The 20,545-nt window shown below is 54.3% G+C and carries 21 protein-coding genes and 2 pseudogenes; 18 read left to right on the top strand and 5 right to left on the bottom strand.

Annotation, left to right across the window (positions count from 1 at the left end; all coding sequences use genetic code 11):
• Window positions 1-16 precede the first annotated feature (16 nt).
• The 6 genes from AC2FFH_RS01940 (at window position 17) to AC2FFH_RS01915 (ending at window position 5,255) form a co-directional block, all read left to right on the top strand.
• Window positions 17-1,045: an SIS domain-containing protein gene (locus AC2FFH_RS01940; RefSeq protein WP_496843607.1), complete on the top strand. Its 1,029-nt coding sequence runs from the start codon at window positions 17-19 to the stop codon at window positions 1,043-1,045.
• Entirely contained in the window at window positions 1,042-2,178 is a 1,137-nt protein-coding gene (gene nagA / locus AC2FFH_RS01935; protein ID WP_496843606.1) for an N-acetylglucosamine-6-phosphate deacetylase, read from the top strand. Before AC2FFH_RS01940 ends, nagA begins: the two co-directional genes overlap by 4 nt.
• A 302-nt stretch (window positions 2,179-2,480) precedes the next feature.
• The gene (locus AC2FFH_RS01930) at window positions 2,481-3,578 is read left to right on the top strand and encodes a tyrosine-type recombinase/integrase (RefSeq protein ID WP_496768989.1); all 1,098 of its coding nucleotides are present in this window, start codon (window positions 2,481-2,483) and stop codon (window positions 3,576-3,578) included.
• Window positions 3,571-4,299: a hypothetical protein gene (locus AC2FFH_RS01925; protein ID WP_496768986.1), complete on the top strand. Its 729-nt coding sequence runs from the start codon at window positions 3,571-3,573 to the stop codon at window positions 4,297-4,299. Before AC2FFH_RS01930 ends, AC2FFH_RS01925 begins: the two co-directional genes overlap by 8 nt.
• Window positions 4,300-4,383: 84 nt before the next feature.
• The gene (locus AC2FFH_RS01920) at window positions 4,384-4,587 is read left to right on the top strand and encodes a helix-turn-helix transcriptional regulator (protein WP_496768983.1); all 204 of its coding nucleotides are present in this window, start codon (window positions 4,384-4,386) and stop codon (window positions 4,585-4,587) included.
• A complete protein-coding gene (locus tag AC2FFH_RS01915; RefSeq protein ID WP_496768981.1) occupies window positions 4,587-5,255 on the top strand; it encodes a helix-turn-helix domain-containing protein in 669 nt (222 codons plus the stop codon). The genes AC2FFH_RS01920 and AC2FFH_RS01915 overlap by 1 nt, the downstream gene beginning before the upstream one ends.
• A 375-nt stretch (window positions 5,256-5,630) precedes the next feature.
• Here AC2FFH_RS01915 and AC2FFH_RS01910 read toward each other — a convergent pair.
• Window positions 5,631-6,571, bottom strand: a pseudogene (locus AC2FFH_RS01910) (IS5 family transposase).
• 328 nt (window positions 6,572-6,899) lie between these two features.
• Here AC2FFH_RS01910 and AC2FFH_RS01905 point away from each other — a divergent pair.
• The 11 genes from AC2FFH_RS01905 to AC2FFH_RS01855 all read left to right on the top strand — a co-directional run bounded on the left by AC2FFH_RS01905 (window position 6,900) and on the right by AC2FFH_RS01855 (window position 17,002).
• On the top strand, window positions 6,900-7,070 hold the full coding sequence (locus AC2FFH_RS01905) for a Flp family type IVb pilin (RefSeq protein ID WP_170558866.1): 171 nt from the start codon (window positions 6,900-6,902) through the stop codon (window positions 7,068-7,070).
• A 142-nt stretch (window positions 7,071-7,212) separates the two neighbouring features.
• A complete protein-coding gene (cpaB, locus tag AC2FFH_RS01900; protein ID WP_170558864.1) occupies window positions 7,213-8,028 on the top strand; it encodes a Flp pilus assembly protein CpaB in 816 nt (271 codons plus the stop codon).
• An 8-nt stretch (window positions 8,029-8,036) separates the two neighbouring features.
• Window positions 8,037-9,620 (top strand): pilus assembly protein TadG-related protein, encoded by a 1,584-nt coding sequence (locus AC2FFH_RS01895; protein ID WP_496843605.1) that lies wholly within the window; start codon window positions 8,037-8,039, stop codon window positions 9,618-9,620.
• Window positions 9,621-9,625: 5 nt separating this feature from the next.
• The gene (locus tag AC2FFH_RS01890; protein WP_496768977.1) at window positions 9,626-10,132 is read left to right on the top strand and encodes a TadE/TadG family type IV pilus assembly protein; all 507 of its coding nucleotides are present in this window, start codon (window positions 9,626-9,628) and stop codon (window positions 10,130-10,132) included.
• On the top strand, window positions 10,129-10,824 hold the full coding sequence (locus tag AC2FFH_RS01885) for a TadE/TadG family type IV pilus assembly protein (RefSeq protein ID WP_496724152.1): 696 nt from the start codon (window positions 10,129-10,131) through the stop codon (window positions 10,822-10,824). The genes AC2FFH_RS01890 and AC2FFH_RS01885 overlap by 4 nt, the downstream gene beginning before the upstream one ends.
• Before the next feature lie 24 nt (window positions 10,825-10,848).
• Window positions 10,849-12,057, top strand: a complete 1,209-nt coding sequence (locus AC2FFH_RS01880) for a CpaE/TadZ family protein (protein ID WP_496724153.1) — start codon at window positions 10,849-10,851, stop codon at window positions 12,055-12,057.
• A gap of 14 nt (window positions 12,058-12,071) precedes the next feature.
• Window positions 12,072-13,460 (top strand): TadA family conjugal transfer-associated ATPase, encoded by a 1,389-nt coding sequence (locus AC2FFH_RS01875; RefSeq protein ID WP_496738143.1) that lies wholly within the window; start codon window positions 12,072-12,074, stop codon window positions 13,458-13,460.
• Between the two features lie 3 nt (window positions 13,461-13,463).
• Window positions 13,464-14,435 carry a type II secretion system F family protein gene (locus AC2FFH_RS01870; protein WP_496768974.1) on the top strand — a complete coding sequence of 324 codons (972 nt, stop codon included), beginning with the start codon at window positions 13,464-13,466 and terminating at the stop codon, window positions 14,433-14,435.
• Window positions 14,436-14,445: 10 nt separating this feature from the next.
• Complete coding sequence (locus tag AC2FFH_RS01865) at window positions 14,446-15,447, top strand: type II secretion system F family protein (protein ID WP_496768972.1); 1,002 nt, start codon at window positions 14,446-14,448, stop codon at window positions 15,445-15,447.
• A gap of 267 nt (window positions 15,448-15,714) precedes the next feature.
• Window positions 15,715-16,527, top strand: a complete 813-nt coding sequence (locus tag AC2FFH_RS01860) for a helix-turn-helix transcriptional regulator (protein WP_496768970.1) — start codon at window positions 15,715-15,717, stop codon at window positions 16,525-16,527.
• Window positions 16,517-17,002: a prepilin peptidase gene (locus AC2FFH_RS01855; RefSeq protein WP_496724163.1), complete on the top strand. Its 486-nt coding sequence runs from the start codon at window positions 16,517-16,519 to the stop codon at window positions 17,000-17,002. Before AC2FFH_RS01860 ends, AC2FFH_RS01855 begins: the two co-directional genes overlap by 11 nt.
• Before the next feature lie 27 nt (window positions 17,003-17,029).
• Here AC2FFH_RS01855 and AC2FFH_RS01850 read toward each other — a convergent pair.
• The 4 genes and pseudogenes from AC2FFH_RS01850 to AC2FFH_RS01835 all read right to left on the bottom strand — a co-directional run.
• Window positions 17,030-17,142: pseudogene (locus AC2FFH_RS01850) on the bottom strand (IS5/IS1182 family transposase); the annotation flags it as partial.
• Between the two features lie 520 nt (window positions 17,143-17,662).
• Entirely contained in the window at window positions 17,663-18,199 is a 537-nt protein-coding gene (locus AC2FFH_RS01845; RefSeq protein ID WP_281996014.1) for a hypothetical protein, read from the bottom strand.
• A complete protein-coding gene (locus AC2FFH_RS01840; RefSeq protein WP_480617518.1) occupies window positions 18,183-18,953 on the bottom strand; it encodes a hypothetical protein in 771 nt (256 codons plus the stop codon). Before AC2FFH_RS01840 ends, AC2FFH_RS01845 begins: the two co-directional genes overlap by 17 nt.
• 73 nt (window positions 18,954-19,026) lie before the next feature.
• Window positions 19,027-19,542, bottom strand: coding sequence for a DUF805 domain-containing protein (locus AC2FFH_RS01835; protein ID WP_171711797.1), 516 nt, complete (start codon window positions 19,540-19,542; stop codon window positions 19,027-19,029).
• A 568-nt stretch (window positions 19,543-20,110) separates the two neighbouring features.
• Here AC2FFH_RS01835 and AC2FFH_RS01830 point away from each other — a divergent pair.
• Window positions 20,111-20,410: a hypothetical protein gene (locus tag AC2FFH_RS01830; protein ID WP_170790054.1), complete on the top strand. Its 300-nt coding sequence runs from the start codon at window positions 20,111-20,113 to the stop codon at window positions 20,408-20,410.
• The last annotated feature ends 135 nt before the right edge of the window (window positions 20,411-20,545 follow it).

Here is a 20,545-nt window from a genome sequence, read left to right as displayed (position 1 = left end):
GAAGGACCGGGATCAAATGTCCGAAAAGAACTCGAAAATGCGTCAGGAAATCCTGGAAATCCCTGATGCCGTCGACAGATTGCTCAGCACGGGGGCAGACAATATCCGAGCAGCTGCGCAAAGTGTAAGGGATACGGATCCGCGGTTTTTGATCTCGGTCGCGCGAGGATCATCCGACCATGCCTGCAGCTATTTGAAATACGCCAGCGAACTGCTTTTGGGGTTGCCGGTTGCCTCAGTAGGGCCCTCCGTCAGTTCAATTTACGGGGTGGACCTTAGCGCAAAAGGATCTGTCTGCCTGTCCATCTCACAATCCGGCCAAAGCCCGGATATCGTTGGCCTCACAGGGTCTTTGCGAAACTCTGGCGCACTGACAATTGCGGTGACCAACAACTCGGAATCGCGCCTGGCCGAAGTGGCGGATGCGGTTCTGCCACTGCACGCGGGACCGGAACTGAGCGTCGCAGCAACCAAGACATTTGTGACTTCGTTGGTGTCCGGTCTATGGCTGCTGGCCGAGGTCAAAGAGGATGCTGAATTGATCGGGGCGATCCAATCCTTGCCCGAATATCTGGCGCGGGCGGCACATTGTGATTGGTCGGCTGCAGCCGAAACAATCACCGGGCGCTCGTTGTTTACACTTGGCCGCGGTCCTTCTTGTGCGATCTCTGACGAAGCTGCATTGAAGATCAAAGAGACCTGCCAAATTCACGCCGAAAGCTATTCAGCGGCCGAAGTGCTGCATGGTCCGGTTTCGATTGTCGAAGAAGGATTTCCTGTGATTTGCTTCGCGGCCAATGATGCAGCCGAACAGGCGACTGCCGATGCGGCTGATGCCTTGGCGGAAAAAGGGGCTGCGGTCTTTGCAACGACCAACAAAGTATCACGCGCGCAGGCGCTATCTGTGGTTCGAACGGATCATTGGATCACGGACCCGATAACGGCGATTACGTCTTTTTACAGCATGGTAGAGGCCGTCGCCAGTGCGCGGGGAATCGACCCGGACGCACCGCGGCACCTTAAGAAAGTGACCGAGACGGTATGACAGAGCGCAAGGTGATCTTTCGAAACGGGCCAATCTTTGACGGCAGCCGGTTGTTACACGACCACGCGCTTGTTTTTCGCGAGGGGCGTTCGGGGGAAGTTTTGCCCGACGCCGAGGTCGCCCGGGAAAAGGACGTTGTCGATCTGAACGGCGACATACTCAGCCCCGGTTACGTGGATCTGCAGGTCAATGGCGGTGATGGTGTTATGTTCAACGATGATCCGTCGGTCGAAACGATCCGCAGAATTGCCGGTGCCCATCGCCGATTGGGTGTGGTTTCGCTACTGCCTACGCTGATCACCGACGAACCCGCCAAAACCCGTGCGGCAATAGATGCGACGATCGACGCGGTACGTGCACAGGTGCCGGGCGTTACCGGATTGCATTTGGAAGGACCGCATTTGTCGGTCGCGCGGAAAGGGGCGCACGACGGTAATTTGATACGGCCGATGGAACGATCGGATCTGGACACGCTGATAGAAGCGGCTAATGCACTTCCTTGCCTCAAGGTAACTGTCGCGCCGGAGGGTGTTTCCGAGCAGCAGGTCCGCGCCATGAGCGACGCTGGCATCCTTGTCTCGCTCGGGCACAGCGATGCAAATTTTGCGACCTGCCAGAGCTATACCGCCGCCGGTGCGCGTTGCGTAACCCATCTGTTCAATGCGATGAGCCAGTTGGGCAATCGTGAACCCGGCCTCGTCGGCGCAGCGCTGGCCAGCGGAACGCTGTCTGCAGGGCTAATTGCCGACGGTGTCCATGTGCACCCCGCCGCGATGCGCGCAGCCTGGGCTGCGAAAACTGCGCCAGGTCAAATCTTTCTGGTCAGCGATGCGATGGCTGTGGCGGGTACTGATCAAACGGAATTCACCCTTGAAGGCCGCAAAATCACGCGAACCGACGGCAGGTTGACACTGGCGGACGGAACGCTGGCTGGCGCAGACCTGGACCTGACCACCGCCGTAGGCGTGCTGGTCAAGCAAGTCGGCGTGCCGTTGCAGGACGCATTGGCGGCGGCCACTTCTTATCCGGCTCAGCTGATCGGATTGGCCCCGCCAACGGTCTTTGAATACGGTTCGGTGATCCGGATATCTGCCGATTTCAGCCGTTGCGAATGGCTGCCCCCGCAGTCTTGAGTTTGTCTTTAACTGCCAGAACGACTGTCTTCTGGATGCAGACTATCGCCTGTCAATTTTTGTCGACGAATTTGAAATCGGGCTTCGAACTGCGCTTGACGACATCTGACGCATCGCTTAAATCGACTAGCGCTGAGCGGGCGTCGTATACTGGCTATTACCTCAGCCTTCCAAGCAGATGTTATATGTTTCCCAGGCATTCCTGCAGCTGCCAAACTATTCATAATATGTATTTATTTGATTTCTGCTCCTTCCTTGAGTTTCCCTGAGTTTTAATTCATTTCCGACAAAAAACTGACAAAATGCCAAAACTCACAGAGACCTTCGCCCGCAAGGTTCCACAGACAAAAAAGGGCACTGCCAAGCACTGGGATAACGAGGTCAAAGGGCTCGTTCTGTTCGTCGGCAAGCAGTCCAAAACCTGGTACTTCCAGAAAGATGTTGGAGGGCAAACCCGGCGGGTTTTGATCGGGCGGTGCCCACTGATCTCTGCGGACGTCGCACGACAAACTGCATTGGGTTTTGCGTTGGACTGGGGCAGGGGAGCAGGCAGGCAGCTGCAGATTGGAGCTCCCACTCTTGAGACAGCTATGGAGACTTATCTGGCACGTCCAAAGCTTCGGTCTGAGGCCCACCGGTCCGGGTTGCGACAGCAGTTCGAGCTTCATTTGAAAGATTGGCTACGCCTGCCGCTGGATGAGATCACAAAATCCATGGTGGTTCAGCGCCATGGGTCAATGGCCGCGACACCGTCCTCCGCAAATCACACTTTGAAGTACTTTCGGACAGTCTGGAACCATGCGCGGCGGGTACATGATCTGCCGGAAAGCCCAACGATGGCCATAGAGTGGTATGCGGAACAACCAAATGGCTCGACAATTGAGGATTTGAACGCATGGCGCGAGGCCGTTGATGAGCTCTACAACCCGATCCATAGGGTATTCTACAAATTACTCTTGTTCACAGGCTTTCGCAAAACTGAGGCACTGACGCTCGAATGGAAGAACGTGCAGGAAGATCACATACATTTGCCGATGACCAAGAACGGGCGCAGTTTTGATCTCCCCATATCGCAAGTGCATCACGAGATACTTGCTCCTTTACGGGGCCTTCATCGCCAATGGGTCTTCCCCTCTCCGAAGTCACCGAGTGGCCATTTGAAGGGGCCCCAGCGTATGCAATGGTCCATTCAATCCCATCGTCGGACATTCGCGACGGTCGCCATGGAGGCTGGAATATTGGAAGAGATTGTAGGACGCCTTCTCAATCACACGCCGCTATCAATCACCGGTCAGCGCTACGTGAAGCCGTCGCTGAAAGCCCTCACACCAGCGATGGATACTGTGTGTCGGGAATTGGCCCGCAGAACAAGGTGGAACGCGGTGGATTGTAATGTCTAAGCGGGATTGGATTTGGCCTGTCGATTCCGACTTACCTGAATTGGATATGCCAGATCCAGAGGAGTTTGATAGTGGGCCCAGCGAATTCAATATGGAGTTAATTCGCCTCCTGAGAAAGCACTTTGACAAGTACGAACGCGTTGATGACGAAAGCTATAGCTGGGTGGCCCATTACCTAAATTTCGACCAAGCTCATGAACTAGACGTGTTCTGGTCATCTAAAGAGGTGCTGGAAGACCTCGCTAGGCTCAAAACACGCTTAAACGAAGCAGGAGAAATCTTAGATCGGCTTCCTGCGCCCGTCAGTGATGCGTTTCGCATCGGCGCATTTAACAGGAGTGGTTTGCGCAATCAAAACAAAGTGGCTGATATTCGTAACGTCTGGTTTAACGATGCAATTGAAGAAACACCACATTGGAAGGCAATGATGGCCAAAGTAGAGTTCTTCAAAAGACTTCGCTACTATATTGAATTGATTAAAGATGCTGAAACTGCTGCTGCTCAGGGCGAGCCGGCCGGGAAGAAGGCAATTGAAGCTTGGCGCTTAGTCTCGGCTTGTGTCGGGCTTTGTGAGCGTCACCCAGACACAATCCGAGTTCCTAAAGCGATGAATGAAGCGGGTCCGTTCTATCGATTCCTGTGCGATATGTTCGAGGTGTTTGGTATTGAAGAGCTTCCAACGTCGGCATTTAGAGGCTGGAAAAAACATGTGGGTCGTTAGAAGGGTTCTTTCTTTCTGACGACCCATGACGAAAGCGCCACCTACGCCTTTTTTGTTCCTAGACATACTTAAAGGAGCAAGGCGATGCAGGCGCACTATCTGACAACACAAGAAGCTGCTCGATACACCGGAATAAGCCAAAGCTATCTCGCAAAACTGCGCATGGGTATCGGTAGCGTTGCGGGACCGAGGTTTATTCGGATCGGTTTACGATCCATCCGGTACAAGCGCTCTGAACTCGACGCGTGGATGACTTCGCGAAGCGAAGGTGTCGGGGGAGAGGGCTAATGGCTCGAACGGCTCCATTTACGAAACTTCGTTACCATTGGAAGAGGCGAATTCAAAGTTCAGCTTATCTGGCACCACGAACCAAGCACTTTGCAATGTTCGTCTGCGATCAGTTTGTGTCAAAAGCGAATGGTTGCTTCTGGGCCAGAAATACAACGCTCGCCAGCGCGTTTGGCGTTCATGAGCGCAGCATTCAGCGTTATCTTCGGGAACTCGAAGGGTGCGGTTGGATCACGCGTGTTCGTCGGCGCGGTGTTCGTCGCACATTTCAGATCAGCGTGCCACGTGATGCCGAACGCGACACTGAACCTGACATTGATATACGCCAAAGGGCGACAGACCTGTACTGGAAAGGCGACAACATTGTCGCGCACAATAAGAACATAGGAAAGAACATAGAAATCAAGCTCAGTGCGACAGGTCGTGGTGCATATCATTGGTTCGACGAAAGTGACGCATCTGCCCTTCGTGAATGGGAAGCGTTCGTAGCTGCCAAGACCGCCTTCAATTTTGAGGCGTTGGCGCAATTGCTGAGAAAGGATGGTTCTATTGCTTTGCCGGCACGTTTTCCAAAATCTGAAGAAGCAGATCGGTATGTTCGGTGCTTTGGCGAAGTCGTTCTCAGCAAAGGACAGAGCATTGGTACTGCACCGTCGCCAACTCGATGAAGGTCTCCTTGGGGGGCATCAAAAGTCTTAGGGCTAAAAGCTAGGGACCGGTGGGGGTAGTCAGATTTGTTCGCGTGAAACTTTTAAGGGGGGGTACGACGAATTGTGCACTTAGGGCTGTAAACAGACTTTTTCTGCACCGTTCATAGAGCTCCGAAAAGGGGAGCAGAACAGACATTAAACTATCGCTGAACGTTCGCGCCGCGGACTTTCCGACCGCTTACTCCACGTACGCGAATGCATGCTTCCGCTAGCTTTCAATGGAAAAAACAAGCTTGTATCACAACTTAATAGCCGTCGGAAGGGCACACCAATTGCAGACGGCTTTGTAGCACAAATCGGTTGAGGTCGACAGACCCCCTTTATCCTGCGGACTTATCCCACGAGCTCTGTGGCAGGTATGCAAAGGGCGGTGTAACGGTTGAGGACGGCGACGCGGAATTGGATTTCCGCTACCTGCCGATCAATGTCTCGCGCCATCAGCGATTGGCCCATCAGTTTCTTACAGTGCACCTCTCTCTCAACGCGGCTTAGGCGGTGATACTCGCTCCACCGTTGCCAGATAGCGCGGCCAAGGTATCGAGATGCATTGATCGTCTCATTTCGGGCAATGGCACCGGCAATTGCGGGATTCCATGCCTTGGCGTTCTTGCGTGGCGGGATGATGGCGTGGCCATTGCGGGCGGCAAGCGCGTCGTGGCATTTGCGCGTGTCGCATGCCTCGTCTGCGGTCACTGCCCCAATGTTGTGACCTGGAGGGATATGATCAAGCAACTCGGCAGCATTGGCGGGTCTCCGACGTTGCCTGTGGTAACTTCAACGACGCACACTTCCAGCGTTTCCTCGTCGATGCCTATGCGTATTCTACGCCAAATGGACCGCTTGGGGCTACCATGCTTGCGGGCATTCTATTCTCCTTCGTCCTCGGATTTGATGCCGGTAATGTCGATCAGCAGATGCAGCGGGCCGCTTCCCACCACGATACGGAAGGCTCACGTTCAGCGTTCTTTTTACAGCGGCACAGGGTACTGAAATCAGGCACGGCACTGTCCAAGCCACCCAGCCGCAGGAGACCGCCTACGAAGCCCGTGGTTTGCCTCATCGTCATCTCGACAAAACCTTCAGGGTCAGACACGCTTGGATTGCGGAGTCGCTGAAACTCTGGTGACGGCCGCGCTTGCCTGAAGTTGGCGATTTCCAATACATCTCAGGATCAAACCAGATCGAGAGCGATCCTCGTTCTTTCAATGCGGTATTGTACGAAGGCTTTTCCCGGCTTTGTGCTTCGTCCGGGCCCAACTGGTCGTACCTCTCAGCTATCATTCTGGATTCATGAAGTGAATCCTTCAGTCCATTTGTGCAGCAAAGCAGCTTGGCACCGGAATTGGCGGCCTGTCAGTTGGGAAAGAATCAGGAACCTGGCCATTCGGATTCCGGTAAGGAATCAGTCAAATTTGCGACAAAGAATCGACCAAGCTGCCAAATTTTACAATCCTGGCGTGTATTTCTCCGTGGTTTGGAGGATGCGGTGCCCTGATGGCGGGACGTAAGCTTGTGGAAGGCTCCGTCGGTATGGAGGGGGTTAGAACGCCGCGAATTTGGGCGGCATCCATGAGTAGCTAGTGAGTTAACTAGGAGAGTAAGATGTTGAAGCTTTATGTAATGATGAAGACCATGGCACGTGACGAAAACGGCGCGACCATCGTGGAATATGGCGTTGCCCTGACAATCGTCACGGCGATTGCAGTTGCTACCCTGACAGCGTTGGGCAACGACGTTAACGGTCAGTTCACAGACGCTGAAACCCTGATGTAATGACCTGACGGAAGACAAAGCACGCGGTGCGCTCAGCCCCGCGTGCTTATCGTCCCGGAATATTTTCTTGATCCGCTGGCAAAGTGCAACCACTCAGATCGGTTCATTCGATAAACGCCAAAAAAAGCTGAAGGAGCACCAGATGAGACTCTCTGCCATTTTCACAGCATTGACGGGCCTGGTCGTAGCCGGAGGGTCGGTTTACGTCGCTCGGGATTACATTCAATTCGATACTCAGTCCGCAAATGTCGAGGCCGAGAGCGAGATGGTGAGCGTGGTCGTTGCGTCGCGCGATATTTCGTTTGGCGAAGAAATCGAGCCAGGCGCGCTGACGACCATTGACTGGCCCCGCGGTGCTGTACCCGTGGGAGTCTTTACAGATTATGACGACCTGATTGCGGCGGCTAGCATGCCGTCCCGTCGCGCTCGTCGCGCAATTACTCAGGGTGAACTGATCCTGAACAGCAAGGTTTCCGACTTTGGTGAAAAGGTCACCATCGTTCAGACGCTGGGCGCAGATCATCGCGCCATGGCCATTGAGGTTGACGCTGAAACCGCCGTTGGGGGTTTTGTTACCCCGGGTGATCGGGTCGATGTGGTGATGACCACTGGCGAAAAAAGAGACATGCACGCCGTCACCATTTTGCAAAATATCAGGGTCATCGGTGTTGATCAGGAATCTGATGAACAGACCGACCAACCCGTTGTTGCTCGCACGGTCACCGTCGCCGTTACCCCGGATCAAGTTCAGCGCCTTGCTCTGGCGCAACGTGCCGGTCGGCTGAGCCTGACCTTGCGGTCCATTGATGACACCGAGGACAAGACGCTGACCATGACTCGACTGAACGATCTTCTGATTGATGAGCCAGCCGTCGCGCGGGACATCAAAGAACCGGTTCGCAAAACGATTATTCGGGTCCGCCGCGGCACCGAAGTGACAGAATCCATCATCAACTGAATCGACCAATGAAGGTTTTGACCGTGTCCCTCGCTCAATTCATACGTCCATTCCGCAGCTCCGAAGACGGCGCGATCCTGGTCTTTGTTGCGGTGGCCCTGTCGGTCATGGTCGGTATGGCCGCCCTTGCATTCGACATTGGTCGGGTGACCACCACACAGTCGGAATTGCAGAGCTTTGCGGACAATGTTGCCCTTGCGGCTGCGGGGGAGCTTGATGGTCGTCCGGATTCAATCACCCGCGCCACAAATGCGGCTGCAAAAATGATCCGCGACCGTCAAAGCTTTGGCGTTCGGAACAAGGATCAGCTGTTGTCCGGCGCAACGGATTACCAGTTGCGGTTTTATGAAAACCCGCCGACCACTGCGACTGATCCAGCTCAACCCGCGCAACTGCTGGATTCGACCGATCCGGTCAGCGGACCGAATGCTGCATTCGTTCGGGTGACTGTCGATACGCACGAGGTTGGTACTCCGCTCGCAGCGGCAGCGGCGGCTTTGTTGGGCAATGCGCAGCCCTTCTCCAGCGTCAATGCCGAGGCTGTGGCAGGGTTCACCCTGATGGCCTGCGACATTACCCCCATGTTCATCTGCCTGCCGCAACCTAGCCTCGATCTGACCGAGGGCCAATTGATTAGGATGGTAAGTCAGGGCGGCAATGGCCATTGGGGTCCCGGAAACTTTGGTTTTCTGTCTTCTAATCAGAATCTGGCCATCGACGCGTCTGGTGCCTGCGAACCTGCACCAAACGGTCAGGAAGATTCTTGTGCTCTGGCCGCGTCGCGCGCTGTTTCCATGTGCTTCAGCCAAAGAGGCGTTGAAACCAGACCGGGTCTGAGCGTGGGTAACATGATCGCGGGCTTTAACACACGCTTCGACCGGTTTGAATCCAGCGCCAAACAGTTCAGTAACGGTTCGCGCTACGACGTCGACAATTTTGCCTCTTCTCCGCATGTCTTGGACGGTTGGATCACTTCGGGCAATGGAAACAACTGTACCAGCCAGCCGTCGCCTAGCTATGATTCAAACGGTGCCCTTGATCCGGCCGCGACCGTTGGTTTGCCGCTTGACGATTGTTTTGCCAGTGGCACTTGCCCGACGCCTCGTATTGGCAATGGCGTATTCACTGCTGGTCTTACCGAATATCTGACCATCAACTATGGCGCAGATTTCAGCGGCCCTCTCCCAACCGGTATTCCGCCATGGTTCCCGACTGGTGGCACCCGCTACGACATCTACAATGCTGAAATCACCAACCAGGCCGCTCTGGAAGCTATCCTGACCGCAGGTGGTAAAGCTGAAAGCAGCATGCCTTCGTGCCAACCCGCTTCAGCCGGTCGTGCAGATCCTACGCGCCGTGTCATCACCGTCGCCGGTATCGATTGCGCAACTTTTGCGGACGAGCTTAACGGCGGATCGGGCACCATTCCGGTCACCAGTTTTATCGAGATGTTTCTGATCCGCCCCTCTGAATCCGGCAGCACCGGTGCCAACGCGGTCATCTACGGTGAAGTCATTCAGACCGTTTCGGACGGCATTGGCGGCGCCGGAGTCGGCGGTATCGTTCACGATCTGGTTCAGCTGTACGAGTAATGATCATGTTTGGTGCATCCCGTCATATCAGAAAGACCCTCATCCGGTTCCGCAATGACCAGTTCGGCGCGGCGTTGGTCGAATTCGCGATCCTTTTACCGATCCTGTTGGTGACATTTGCCCTGATCGTCGAAGGGGGGCGGATTTTCTGGTCCTATCAAAATGCGATCACGGGGGTTCGGGACACTGCCCGTTATGTTGGCCGGATCGCCCCGTCGGACCTGTGCACTGCCTCGCCAAGCGCTGCTATCGGCGATTTTCAAACCGCTGTATCAAATACACTGACGTCGCTTTCGACCACTGACATTGCTGTTGGTCTAGACTCTCTGTCCCTCGAATGCGTTGGCAACGCAGGTGAATACCGCGTTTCGCCCACACCGGTTGCCGTACTGACCGCGTCACTGACAATTTCAAATCTGCCATTTACGCCCGTGTTCCAATTGGTTGGAGGCTCGGCAACGGCGCAGATCCAAACCACGATCACAGATCGCAGCCGGGTGTTTGGACCATGATCCGCCGCATTCAAAAGATAACCCGCGAAATGTCGCGACTTGGCCGTCAGGAAGATGGGTCGACGGTCACTGAGCTTGCCTTTGTCCTGCCGTTGTTCCTTTTGATTTTCCTGGGCTTGATAGATTTCGGCAGATTGGCCTTCCACTATGTGGCTGCTGAAAAAACAGCACAGGTCGCCGCTCGGATGGCTGCAGTGATGCCACCCGCATGTGGCGGTGTTCCGACAACCAACAGCCGAGGCACCTATACCGATATCACCGGCCCGCGGTTCGGAACCAATTGCAGTTTCGCTGCTGGCGTCTGTGTCGAACCGGCCACCACCATATGCACCGGTGCGGCCCCCGCGAATGCAGCTGCCCAGACCACCGTGACCGACATCTGGAACATGCTTCAGTTTGCCGTTCCCAACGATCCCACCGCAACTTTTGACGAAAGCAACATCACGTTCACTTACAACTTCGACCCGGAAATGAATTTCCTGGGTGGCCCCTATGTACCGATGGTCACAGTGACAATCGAAGAGCTTCCGTTCCGGTTTGTCTCTCCGTTGGGTTCGATCGCAGCGCTGGTTTTGGGCGGTTCCACGCCGCAAACCGATGCGCTGACCACCGCGACAACGGGCTTCAAGATATTTTCCGACTTTAGCGCAACCCTTCCTGGCGAAGACCTCGCCAGCGGAGTCAACGGTTGAATTTCTAACCATGGGAGCTGCAAAATGACTCAAAAATCATTAGCCCTTATCTCTGATAATGAGGCGATTAAGAATTCAGTCGCCCAGGCCGTCGACCGGCTCGACGATCTTTCGCTCGAGACGCACTCCGGAACATTGTCTTCGGTAAACGGCCGCGCCTGTGATCTGATGAGTGAAAATGACCTGCTGGTGTTCAGCTTTTCAGGTGAATTGGATCTGGAGACTGTCAGCGATCTTCGTCGTAACGCCGGTCCCCGCGGCACCCTGCTGGCACTTAGCGACCGTGACATCTCATTGACCGAGGTGCGCGCGATGAACAATTCGGGTGTCGATGAGATTTTGCCCTATCCCATCGGGCAGGACGAACTGGCTGAGCAGATCCAACGTCTGACGGTCGACAAATCTTTGTTGCCCACCATTTATGCGCCGCAACCGCAGCGATTGGGACAGATCATCAGCGTATGTCCGGCCCGCGGTGGCATCGGTGCGTCAACGCTGTCTATTAATCTGGCCGACCAGTTGCAGGGATATTCCGGTATCTTTCGGAAAAAGACACAAAACAAGGTCGCTGTCGTCGATCTGGATTTGCAATTTGGCACCGTGGCAACGTCCTTGGACTTGCAGCCTTCCTCGGGGCTTCTGAGAATGGCTCAGAACGGGGTCATGCCGGACCGGACGTTCCTTCAACAATCTCTGGTGCAACATGCATCCGGCTTGGAAGTCCTGAGCGCTCCCGAAGAATTAATTCCTCTGGATGTTCTGACACGCGAACAGATCAGCGCGCTGATCGAGAACCTGCGTCTGGAATTCGACTTTGTCGTCATTGATCTTCCACGCGTACTGGTCGATTGGCTGGGTGCGGTTGTTACCGCGTCGGACCGGATGCTCATGGTGGGCGACAGCTCGGTTTCTTCAGTGCGCCAGTCCTGCCGTTTGATCGAATTCTTCACAAAAGAGCGGCTCGAACCTCCGGTTGAGATCGTCATCAGCCAAGAAACGAAACCGACATTCCGGTCAAGCCAACATGTTGAAGCCCAAAAGGTGCTGGAACGCGAATTGCGGTTCTGGCTTCCCAGCGACGCGCGACACGCAAAGCAGGCGCTGGATCGGGGTCAGTTGCTGTCGCAGGCCTCAGGCAGTTGTGCCCTGTCCAAGGCGATCCGCTCGGTGGGTCGAAAAATCATAAATGAAACGATGGTCGGAAAAGCCGACCTGAGAAACAACGCAGCCTAATTGGAGTCTAAGGGATGTTTGAAAAGTTTACGCGCGCCGGGCGAACCAATGAGGCCGAAGTTATCCAGCTGAATCAACGTGCCGAACCGCAGGCCCAGGACATTCAGCCAGACACTGCCGCCGAAGATACAGAACTGGCAGATTGGCTTGAGCTCAAAAGCACTTTGCACGAGGCTTTGCTGGAACGCTTGAACCTTGCAGTGATCGAAAAGGTTGAAAAAGACGTGCTGCGGCGCGAAGTCGCCGGGGTTGTCGGCAGCGCTTTATCCCAAGCGGGCAAGCCACTGAATACCGAAGACTTCAACCGCATCGTCGAAGAACTTCTGGACGAAATTCTGGGGCTTGGCCCGTTGGAGCCATTGCTGGCTGATCCAACTATCAATGACATTCTGGTTAACGGTTATCAGACGGTCTATGTCGAACGCTCTGGCCTGCTGGAACGCGTGCCGGTGCGGTTCCGGGATGAAAAGCACCTGTTGCGTGTTATCGACAAGATCGTCAGCAAGATCGGCCGACGCGTGGATGAGCGCCAGCCTTGGGTGGATGCCCGGCTGGAAGATGGCAGCCGTGTAAACGCAATCATCCGCCCGTGTTCGATTGACGGCCCCAGTGTTTCAATTCGAAAATTCGCCCAGTCGAAACTGACAATGAAAAAGCTGGTTGCAAATGGCGCTCTGAACGATGCCGCCGCACGGTTCTTGCAATCGCTGGTATTTGCGCGCCTGAATGTCCTGATTGCAGGCGGGACGGGGTCGGGTAAGACAACGATGTTGAACGCCCTGTCTTCGTATATCAACCATGGCGAGCGTGTCGTCACCATTGAAGACGCAGCCGAACTGCAACTCCAGCAGGAGCATGTTGTGCGACTGGAAACACGCCCGCCATCCCCGTCCGGCGACGGCCAGGTAATTCAGCGTGATCTGGTGCGAAACGCGCTGCGTATGCGCCCCGACAGGATCATTGTCGGTGAGGTTCGCGGAGCGGAGACCTTCGACATGCTTCAAGCCATGAATACGGGTCATGATGGCTCGATGACGACTGTACATGCAAACTCGGCGCGCGATTCATTGGGCCGTCTGGAGCAGATGGTCACGATGACGGGTATCGAATTTCCCGCCGCAGCCATTCGATCCCAGATCGCGTCGGGGCTACACTTTATTGTGCATCTGTCGCGGTTGGCGGATGGGTCGCGCCGCGTCACCAGCATTTCGGAAATAACCGGGATGGAAGGTGAGATCATCACCATGCAAGACATCTTCGTGTTCCAGAAGAAAGGCCGCGCGGAAAGCGGCGAGGTGCTTGGTAAGTTTGTTCCCACTGGGATTCGCCCGAAATGCTATGACATGCTCACAGCCGCTGGCGTCGATCTCGAACCCGAGACCTTCCGAGTATCAGGAGGCTGAGGCATGACCAGTATTAACACAGCCGAACTTCTTAACTATCTGACGCTCGCTTGCGTCTTCGTCGGAATTTTCATGCTGGTTACCGGTGTGTTCCACTTTGCCCGTCGCAGTGAAAACCACTCCGAGGCCCGCAACCGCCGAATGCGCATGGTCCGGCAAGGCGTTACCGATGAAGATCGGCTCGCCTTGCTGCTTCCCGAGACCCAGACAGGTTTTTTTGCGAAGATCCCTTTTTTTGGGAACTTGCCGGATACGCTAGTTCAGGCGGGGCTGCATGTTTCAGCGAAGAATTTTGTGCTGCTTTGCCTGTTTGGTACCTTGGCGATCGCAACCGCCGGTATGATGTTTCTGCCGCCTTGGCAGACGGCCCCGATCGCACTCGTCCTGGGTGTGGTCATGCCGGCTTTGGTGGTGAAATCGCGGCAGGCTGAACGCCAAAAAGCTTTGACCAGCCAGTTGCCCGATGCGCTAGAGTTGATGGCGCGTGGCCTGAAAATTGGCCACCCGGTCAACACCTCGATCAAAGCCGTCGCGGACGAGATGCAAGACCCTATCGGGTCCGAGTTCGGCATCATTTTCGACCAGATCAGTTTTGGCGACGAATTGCCCGACGCGGTTCAGGACTTTGCTGACCGGGTCGGTTCGGAAGATGCACAGTACCTGGCGGCAAGCATGGCAATCCAACACGGCACTGGTGGCGATCTGGAGCGGATCGTGTCCGTTCTGGCTACCGTGGTCAGACGGCGCATTGCATTGCGTGCGCGGATCAAGGCCATTTCCGCAGAAGGGCGCCTGTCCGGGTTTCTTTTGTCGATCATTCCGCTGGTGATCATGGGGGTAATGTCGATCAACGCACCGGGATATTACACCGATATCAGTGACGATCCCGCATTCATCAAACTTGCAGTGCTGGTTGTCGTTCTGATGGTCTCGAACGTCATCATCCTGCACAAACTCGTCAATTTCCGTATCTGAGGGCAGTTTCATGGAATATATGCTGGAAATCATGTCGCTTCGTTTCGGTCTGCCAGCCGAAACAATTCTGCTGACCATCTTTGGCCTCGGCGTTTTGCTGGTGTTCGTTGCTGTAACCTCGGCGTTAAGCCGCCGCCATCCTGCGGCCGTCCGCATCGCCAAACTGCGCGCCCAAAGATATGGGGCCCGCAACGACCGTGGACTGTTGCGGGAAACCATTGCTACACCAAAAGGCCTTTTTAGAGCAGCGCTACCCAGCAAAGAGTCTGAGCGGCGCAAGATTGAGGATCAGCTTATTCAAGCCGGGTTGACCGGCCGGAATGCCCTGCGGATCTATACGCTGACGCGGGTTTGGTTTGGGATTTTCGTGCCGATGATTGTGGGTCTGCTCATTGTTGCCTCAAGAACTCCTGGCATTCCAGTTCCCAGCGCGATTACGGACATTTTTGAATCCATCAGCAAAGCCAACGCCATACAGCTTATCGGTTTGCTGACGGCCGTCGGATATTTTCTACCCGCAGCCTGGCTGAAGCGTCGCCGTAAGGAGCGTCAGCAACGTATCCGCGACGCGTTTCCAAATGCCCTCGACCTGTTGCAGATTTCGCTTCACGCCGGTTTAGGCTTCGATGCAGCTATGACCCGGGTCGGAAACGAACTGGCGCTGGCCTCCCCTGATCTGGCCTTTGAGTTTCTGAACACACAACACGAGATTCAGGCTGGGCGTCCCCGCGCAACCGCGCTGTCTGACATGGCGCGGCGTACAGGGGTTGATGAAATCCAGTCATTTGCCACAGTCGTCCAGCAATCCATTCGTTATGGAACGAGCATGTCCGAAGCCCTGACCACCTATGCATCTGAAATGCGGGATTCCCGCGAAACCAGGGCGCAGGAACTGGCAAATCAGTTACCGGTAAAGATGTCCGCCGTTCTGGCTGCGCTGATGCTGCCGACGCTGATCATCATCACCGCCGCACCTTCGATGATTCGATACTTCCGGGGCTTTGGGGCGTGAATTTGTGCCCGGTTCCACATCAATAACGTGTTCAAACAGGCCGTGTTTCCAAAAGGAGAACAAACAGAATACTTGTTGCGAACCTTTTTGCCCGCTTTAGGGAAGTATGACTAAGCTTATATGCAGTTAAGTGGAGTCCGGCCACGCAAAAAAAATCGAGACACAATCGACGGGTGGGGGCGTTTGTCGAAAGGGTTGATCGGGTTTCGGTCAGTATTAAACGGTATGAATGGTATGTTTTCGGCGCATCGTTTCGCGCCAGATGCAATGGCACCGACTTCAGAACTTCTTAGGGTCGTGGCGGTCCTTTGCCAGGCCTCTCAGGGGAAAGTTCCACTGCTAAACGCACTGCGTGAAACGGCTCGCGCAATTGACGCGGAAGTGGTTGCAATCAGCCGGGTCGACCTGCAAGGCAATCAGAATTCGGCAAAAGTGGTGAGCTACGACGCCAATCACAAGACGCCGGACAGTTTCAGCGGTTTCGACTTCTGCATCGCGCCTGCCATCTGCGGCAACAACATGAGCCGGGCCAAACTGGGGTCGGCTTGGTTCGGCGACCTCGATGACCTTTCCGAATATGAACATCTGTCAGAGTTCTATGCGTTCCGCAGATTTTACGAGTCCGTTTCCATTTTGCTGGAAAGGCAAAATGGTGTCGCCGACTTTCTGGAATTGCATTTCAGCCACCCCATCTCTTCGGCCGTGGTAGATATTCTGAGCGTTCTGGGCCATGTTCTGTCGGATTGCTGGAAGAAAAGATCTCTTGGTCGGTTTTCCGAAGCGAAGCTGAAAAACACGCGCCGAAAGCTTATCAAGAAAGAACCAAAAAGCATTTTGTCTTTGGACAACCCTTGTCGGCTGAGTCGCTCGGAATATCGGGTTTGCCTGTTATTGGCGCGGGGATTAAACAACAATGCCTTGTTGTCCGAGTTGTCGATTTCAATTTCGACACTGCGTACACATCTTCGCAATATCTACGTGAAAACAGAAACGTCATCTCAACCCGAATTGATTCATGATTTGCTGACCCCGATGGTCAAGCGCCAATCGCCGACTGCAGGTAGCGAAAATGTCGCCTGAAGTCGCGCAGCTCGCCCCTTTGATCGTCATTACTCCGCTTTTGGCCGCAATGGCATGGAATGACCTGAAGAACCTCAGGATATCCAATAAGCTGGTGCTGATGATGCTCGCCGCTTTTGTCCTCTCCGCGCCCGTGTTTCTATCGTTGCACGAGACGGTGTACCGCGCGGTCTTCGGCGTTGGCGTTTTTGTCGTTGGTTTTCTTGGTTTCACGCTACGCCTGTGGGGTGGAGGGGACGTAAAGGCAATCGCCGCGCTGACATTGTTTGTGCCCAGCTACTTTCTTTTGCTGTTCTTTTACACTTTCACCCTGTCCATGGCCGTGGGCATGCTGTTTGTGATCACAAGCCGCTCGATAATTGGATTTCCGGAATGCCGCTGGCTCGCATTGCGACCAAAAGCCAGCTATCCGATGGGTGTATCGATAGCCATGTCGGGTGTATTATTGCCCTTGGTTGCGATGGGTTTGGGGTAGTACTATCCAAGATAGTTTTAGGCCGAATAGCCAATAAATAACGGTTGCTGGAGTGCTAGGGCAGAACGGAAGGCCATTAGGTTACTGTCGTAGCAGATGGCAACGTGTCTCCAATCTTTGAACTGGCCAAACATGATCTGGGGTGGTGTGGTGAGCACCACATCGCTTTATGAACTGTGAGGAAAATTCATTTTAGCGGTTTTCAGGTTGTTGGCGACAGCGCTTAGGCCAGAAAGATGTTGGGGTTGATCCGACAAACAGCACCGTGTTGGAGCCGAATGATCGCTTAGCGATAGGAAGGCTCTCCAATTTGCGCCTGCAGAGAATGTCCGGTTGCCGTCCAAATTGATCAATGCTGCGTAGCGAACCAGTGTCCAGTTTGGGCTCTAAGCCGTCGTTCGCTAAATCGCGACAAGTGTCTGCTGTGCGAACTTTTCCGCCTTTCGCCTGTTCGGAATCAAATACCGCAGGCAGCCCAAAGCGGACCTTCGTAACAAGACGTTGCAATTTCCGAGACCGGATGTGGGTACGCTCATAACGCTGCGTTTCTGACATTGATTTCATAAAAGAAAAGCTTGGAAGTTTGCCAACAGGTTTGCATGCCACTGAGGAACCCGAACATACAGGCTCTCAGGCTTATCTGCGGTGCCCAATTACAGTTTACTCCCAATCACCAGCAGACGAGCGCCACGTCTTTGCTTCCGCATCCCAAACACTGGCTGTTGCGCAAGGCGTCGGGTTTATTCCGTCACAATTAGTTCCGTGGACATCTGCAAGGACAATGCGTTGACGCCCGAATTCGACGACCGTCCAGCCTCGATTGAGCAAGGAGTGAACTTCCTCTTCAATCAAGAAGTGCGACATGCATCCACCAGTTCCGCAATAAAGAGATGCAGCACTCGAACACGCGAATCCAGATTCATTCAGAACCCAGTCGGGTTGTAGATCTCCGTCGAGATCGACCCTCTCAACCGCACCCCAATCTAAGTCAAACTGACCGTCGTTGAACTCTGCGCAGGCTTGTTCTGCCAGATCAACCTTAGCCCGCAAACCAGTTGGAAGTTGCGAAACATCAGCCGCGACAGCTGGTGAGGTCCATACTGGGCTCGAAACCAGCACAATCCCGGAAACCAACCCTTTCAACAGGCCCACTAATTGGGAAGCCGGTTGGAGGGTGGCATCAATTGCACTGATCATACCTGTAGTCCCCGTATTCCAGCCAGTTTGCCGAACCTTCGCTAAAAATTAGAAACTCGGACCTGTCTTCCCCAAGCAGGGCGACAACAAATCCGGTCGGCGGCTCAGAGTTTCCGAAAAAGCTGTAGGCTGTCATGGCTCTGATCGACTCGCCGTTGACCGTTACTCGCGCGTCCCACTCTCCTTCCGGATTGTCCAAAATTACAGGTTCGATGACTCGCTCCACCGCTCCGCCACCACAATAGACGATGCCTTCGGGGGGTTCGTAGGAGGCTCCCTGGCTAGCACCTGAATCGCAGGCGGAACGAAGGGACTGAATTGCCGCGCTGGAACCTTTCAAGTCAAAGATTCCGTAGCTAACATCTTGATCAATCATGGACAGATTAACGGATGCATTGGCTGCAAGCTGGTCCTGTACAAAACCATAGTCCTCTTGACTATTGAAACTGACCTCGACGGGATAGTTGTCGACGATCTGCACGGCAGCGTTTTCTGCGCCAACCTGAAATGCCCCAACTTCGGTGGTGCCGTTCTTCAAAAAACGAATGGAAAGCCCTTGTTTGTCCACAATGTCCTGGCTGTCCTCGTATCCAGCCGGAGCAAAGCGGATACGGTCACACTGAAGTTCCAATGTCATGTTTCCAGTCTGAATAAATGCATTGGGATTAGGCCCGGAACTGAACGACCATTCTGCTGATGCTGTGGTCGCCATAGCCATCAGTAGCGTTCCAATGGGAATCAGCTTGAAACTCATTTTCTCTCTCTCTGGTATTAAGAATCGAACTGTCATTCAGCAGAGATTCTGACCCGCTGCCTGCGCAACCAGGTCAGGAAACAGGTGCGCCGTATTCGTTTGCGCCTTCTTGAGAAGGTCGCGTCAGCCACCAGATCATCAGGATGGACAGAACCAATTGAAGAATTGAGACAACAACAATACCGGTCACGCCCAAAACTGCCGCGGGTCCTCGCAATGCATCGGGGTTTTCGGCCCCTTGCTCCAATGCCGAGAAGAACGCCACGCCACCCAGCATAACAAAAAGCGTTGTAATGCTGAGCGCCATCGGCAGCAGCAAGTACCAGCCAGGTCGCCCTGTATCATGCAACCTCCGCCAACCGGCGGCCAGCATAGGGATGATAACGGCCAGTTGGAAAACAGAGGACAGAACTCGAGATCCTTGCCCTGTTTCTGGGTTGGTCCCGAATATGATCGCATCCACCACAGCTAAGGCAGCACTCACGAGAACCACAAACAAGAAGAACCACCAGTATTCTGAGCGCATAGCCCGACCGGAGAACTGGAAGTATTTCGAGAAACACGTTTTGACGGCTTCAACAAAACCCATTTTCAATCCTTTCTTGGTTTCTGCGCGACCTCAGAACGCCTCGCCGACCCAAAAGAACACATTCGCCCTCATGGGTGCTCCCACCTACCTTTTTGTTTGAGGGCAGACGCCTATCGTACGAGAGCGTAATGAAGTTTACGCGCGGAAAAAATGTTGATTTATTAAAAATTAGATTCAAACATGTGAATTTGACACAACTTTCATTTTACCTCCGTTGTGATCGCTGTCGCCCGACTTGTCGGGCCCTACCGGCCGCTGGAGTGAGTGCTGGCGGTCGGAAGGCACTTTACAATGATTGAGCGTTGGGAGGACGCGATGCTTATACTTAGTGTACTCGGCCTACCTCCAGAATTCGCTCGAGCTTCTGCCATTGTCGTCATTCAGCCTTCACACGTTGTCGGCGGTCTCGGTTGTCAAAGTAATATAGCTCCGCCCGCCACCCCCCGCGACAAGTTGTTGGGAAGGGAAGTTACAGGGCCGAAGTATGTTTCATAGCCTGCTCCGACGCGAGAACTTCAAACAAGCCATCCAATTTCACCAATTTCAACGGAACCAGAGGGAGAAGAAAATGTCTAAAAAGATGGTGATGATTGCGGGCGCAACTTGTTTCGCACTGCTTGCGGCCTGCGACGATACGAGTACATCCAGTGCGTCCGCCGAACTCACACCCGCTCAGCAGGCGTGTTTGCGAGATGTAGCCAGCACAACGAACAATTCGCAAGTCGTGGTGCTCTCATCCGCGTTTAGCGAGGCGGGGACACAGGTCACTGTAGGCGTTGGCGAGGATCGTGCTCCTTGGAATTGCATTGCTTACAGTGATGGCACGACAGCTGGTATCGAGTTCCTGGGCGACGAAGGCGCATTGTGACCAGTCTGCTGCGTAGCCGAAAACGGCTGCGTAGCACTGGCTTGATTTGCTGAGGCTCGACTTGGTTTGTAGAACCACTATCATTGTATTCGCGATCCTTTACCTGTTGGCGTTGATTGCATTCTTGACGGGCAC

It is taken from the genome of Ruegeria sp. YTSC003 (assembly GCF_059609785.1).
This window is presented reverse-complemented; position numbering and strand designations above follow the sequence as displayed.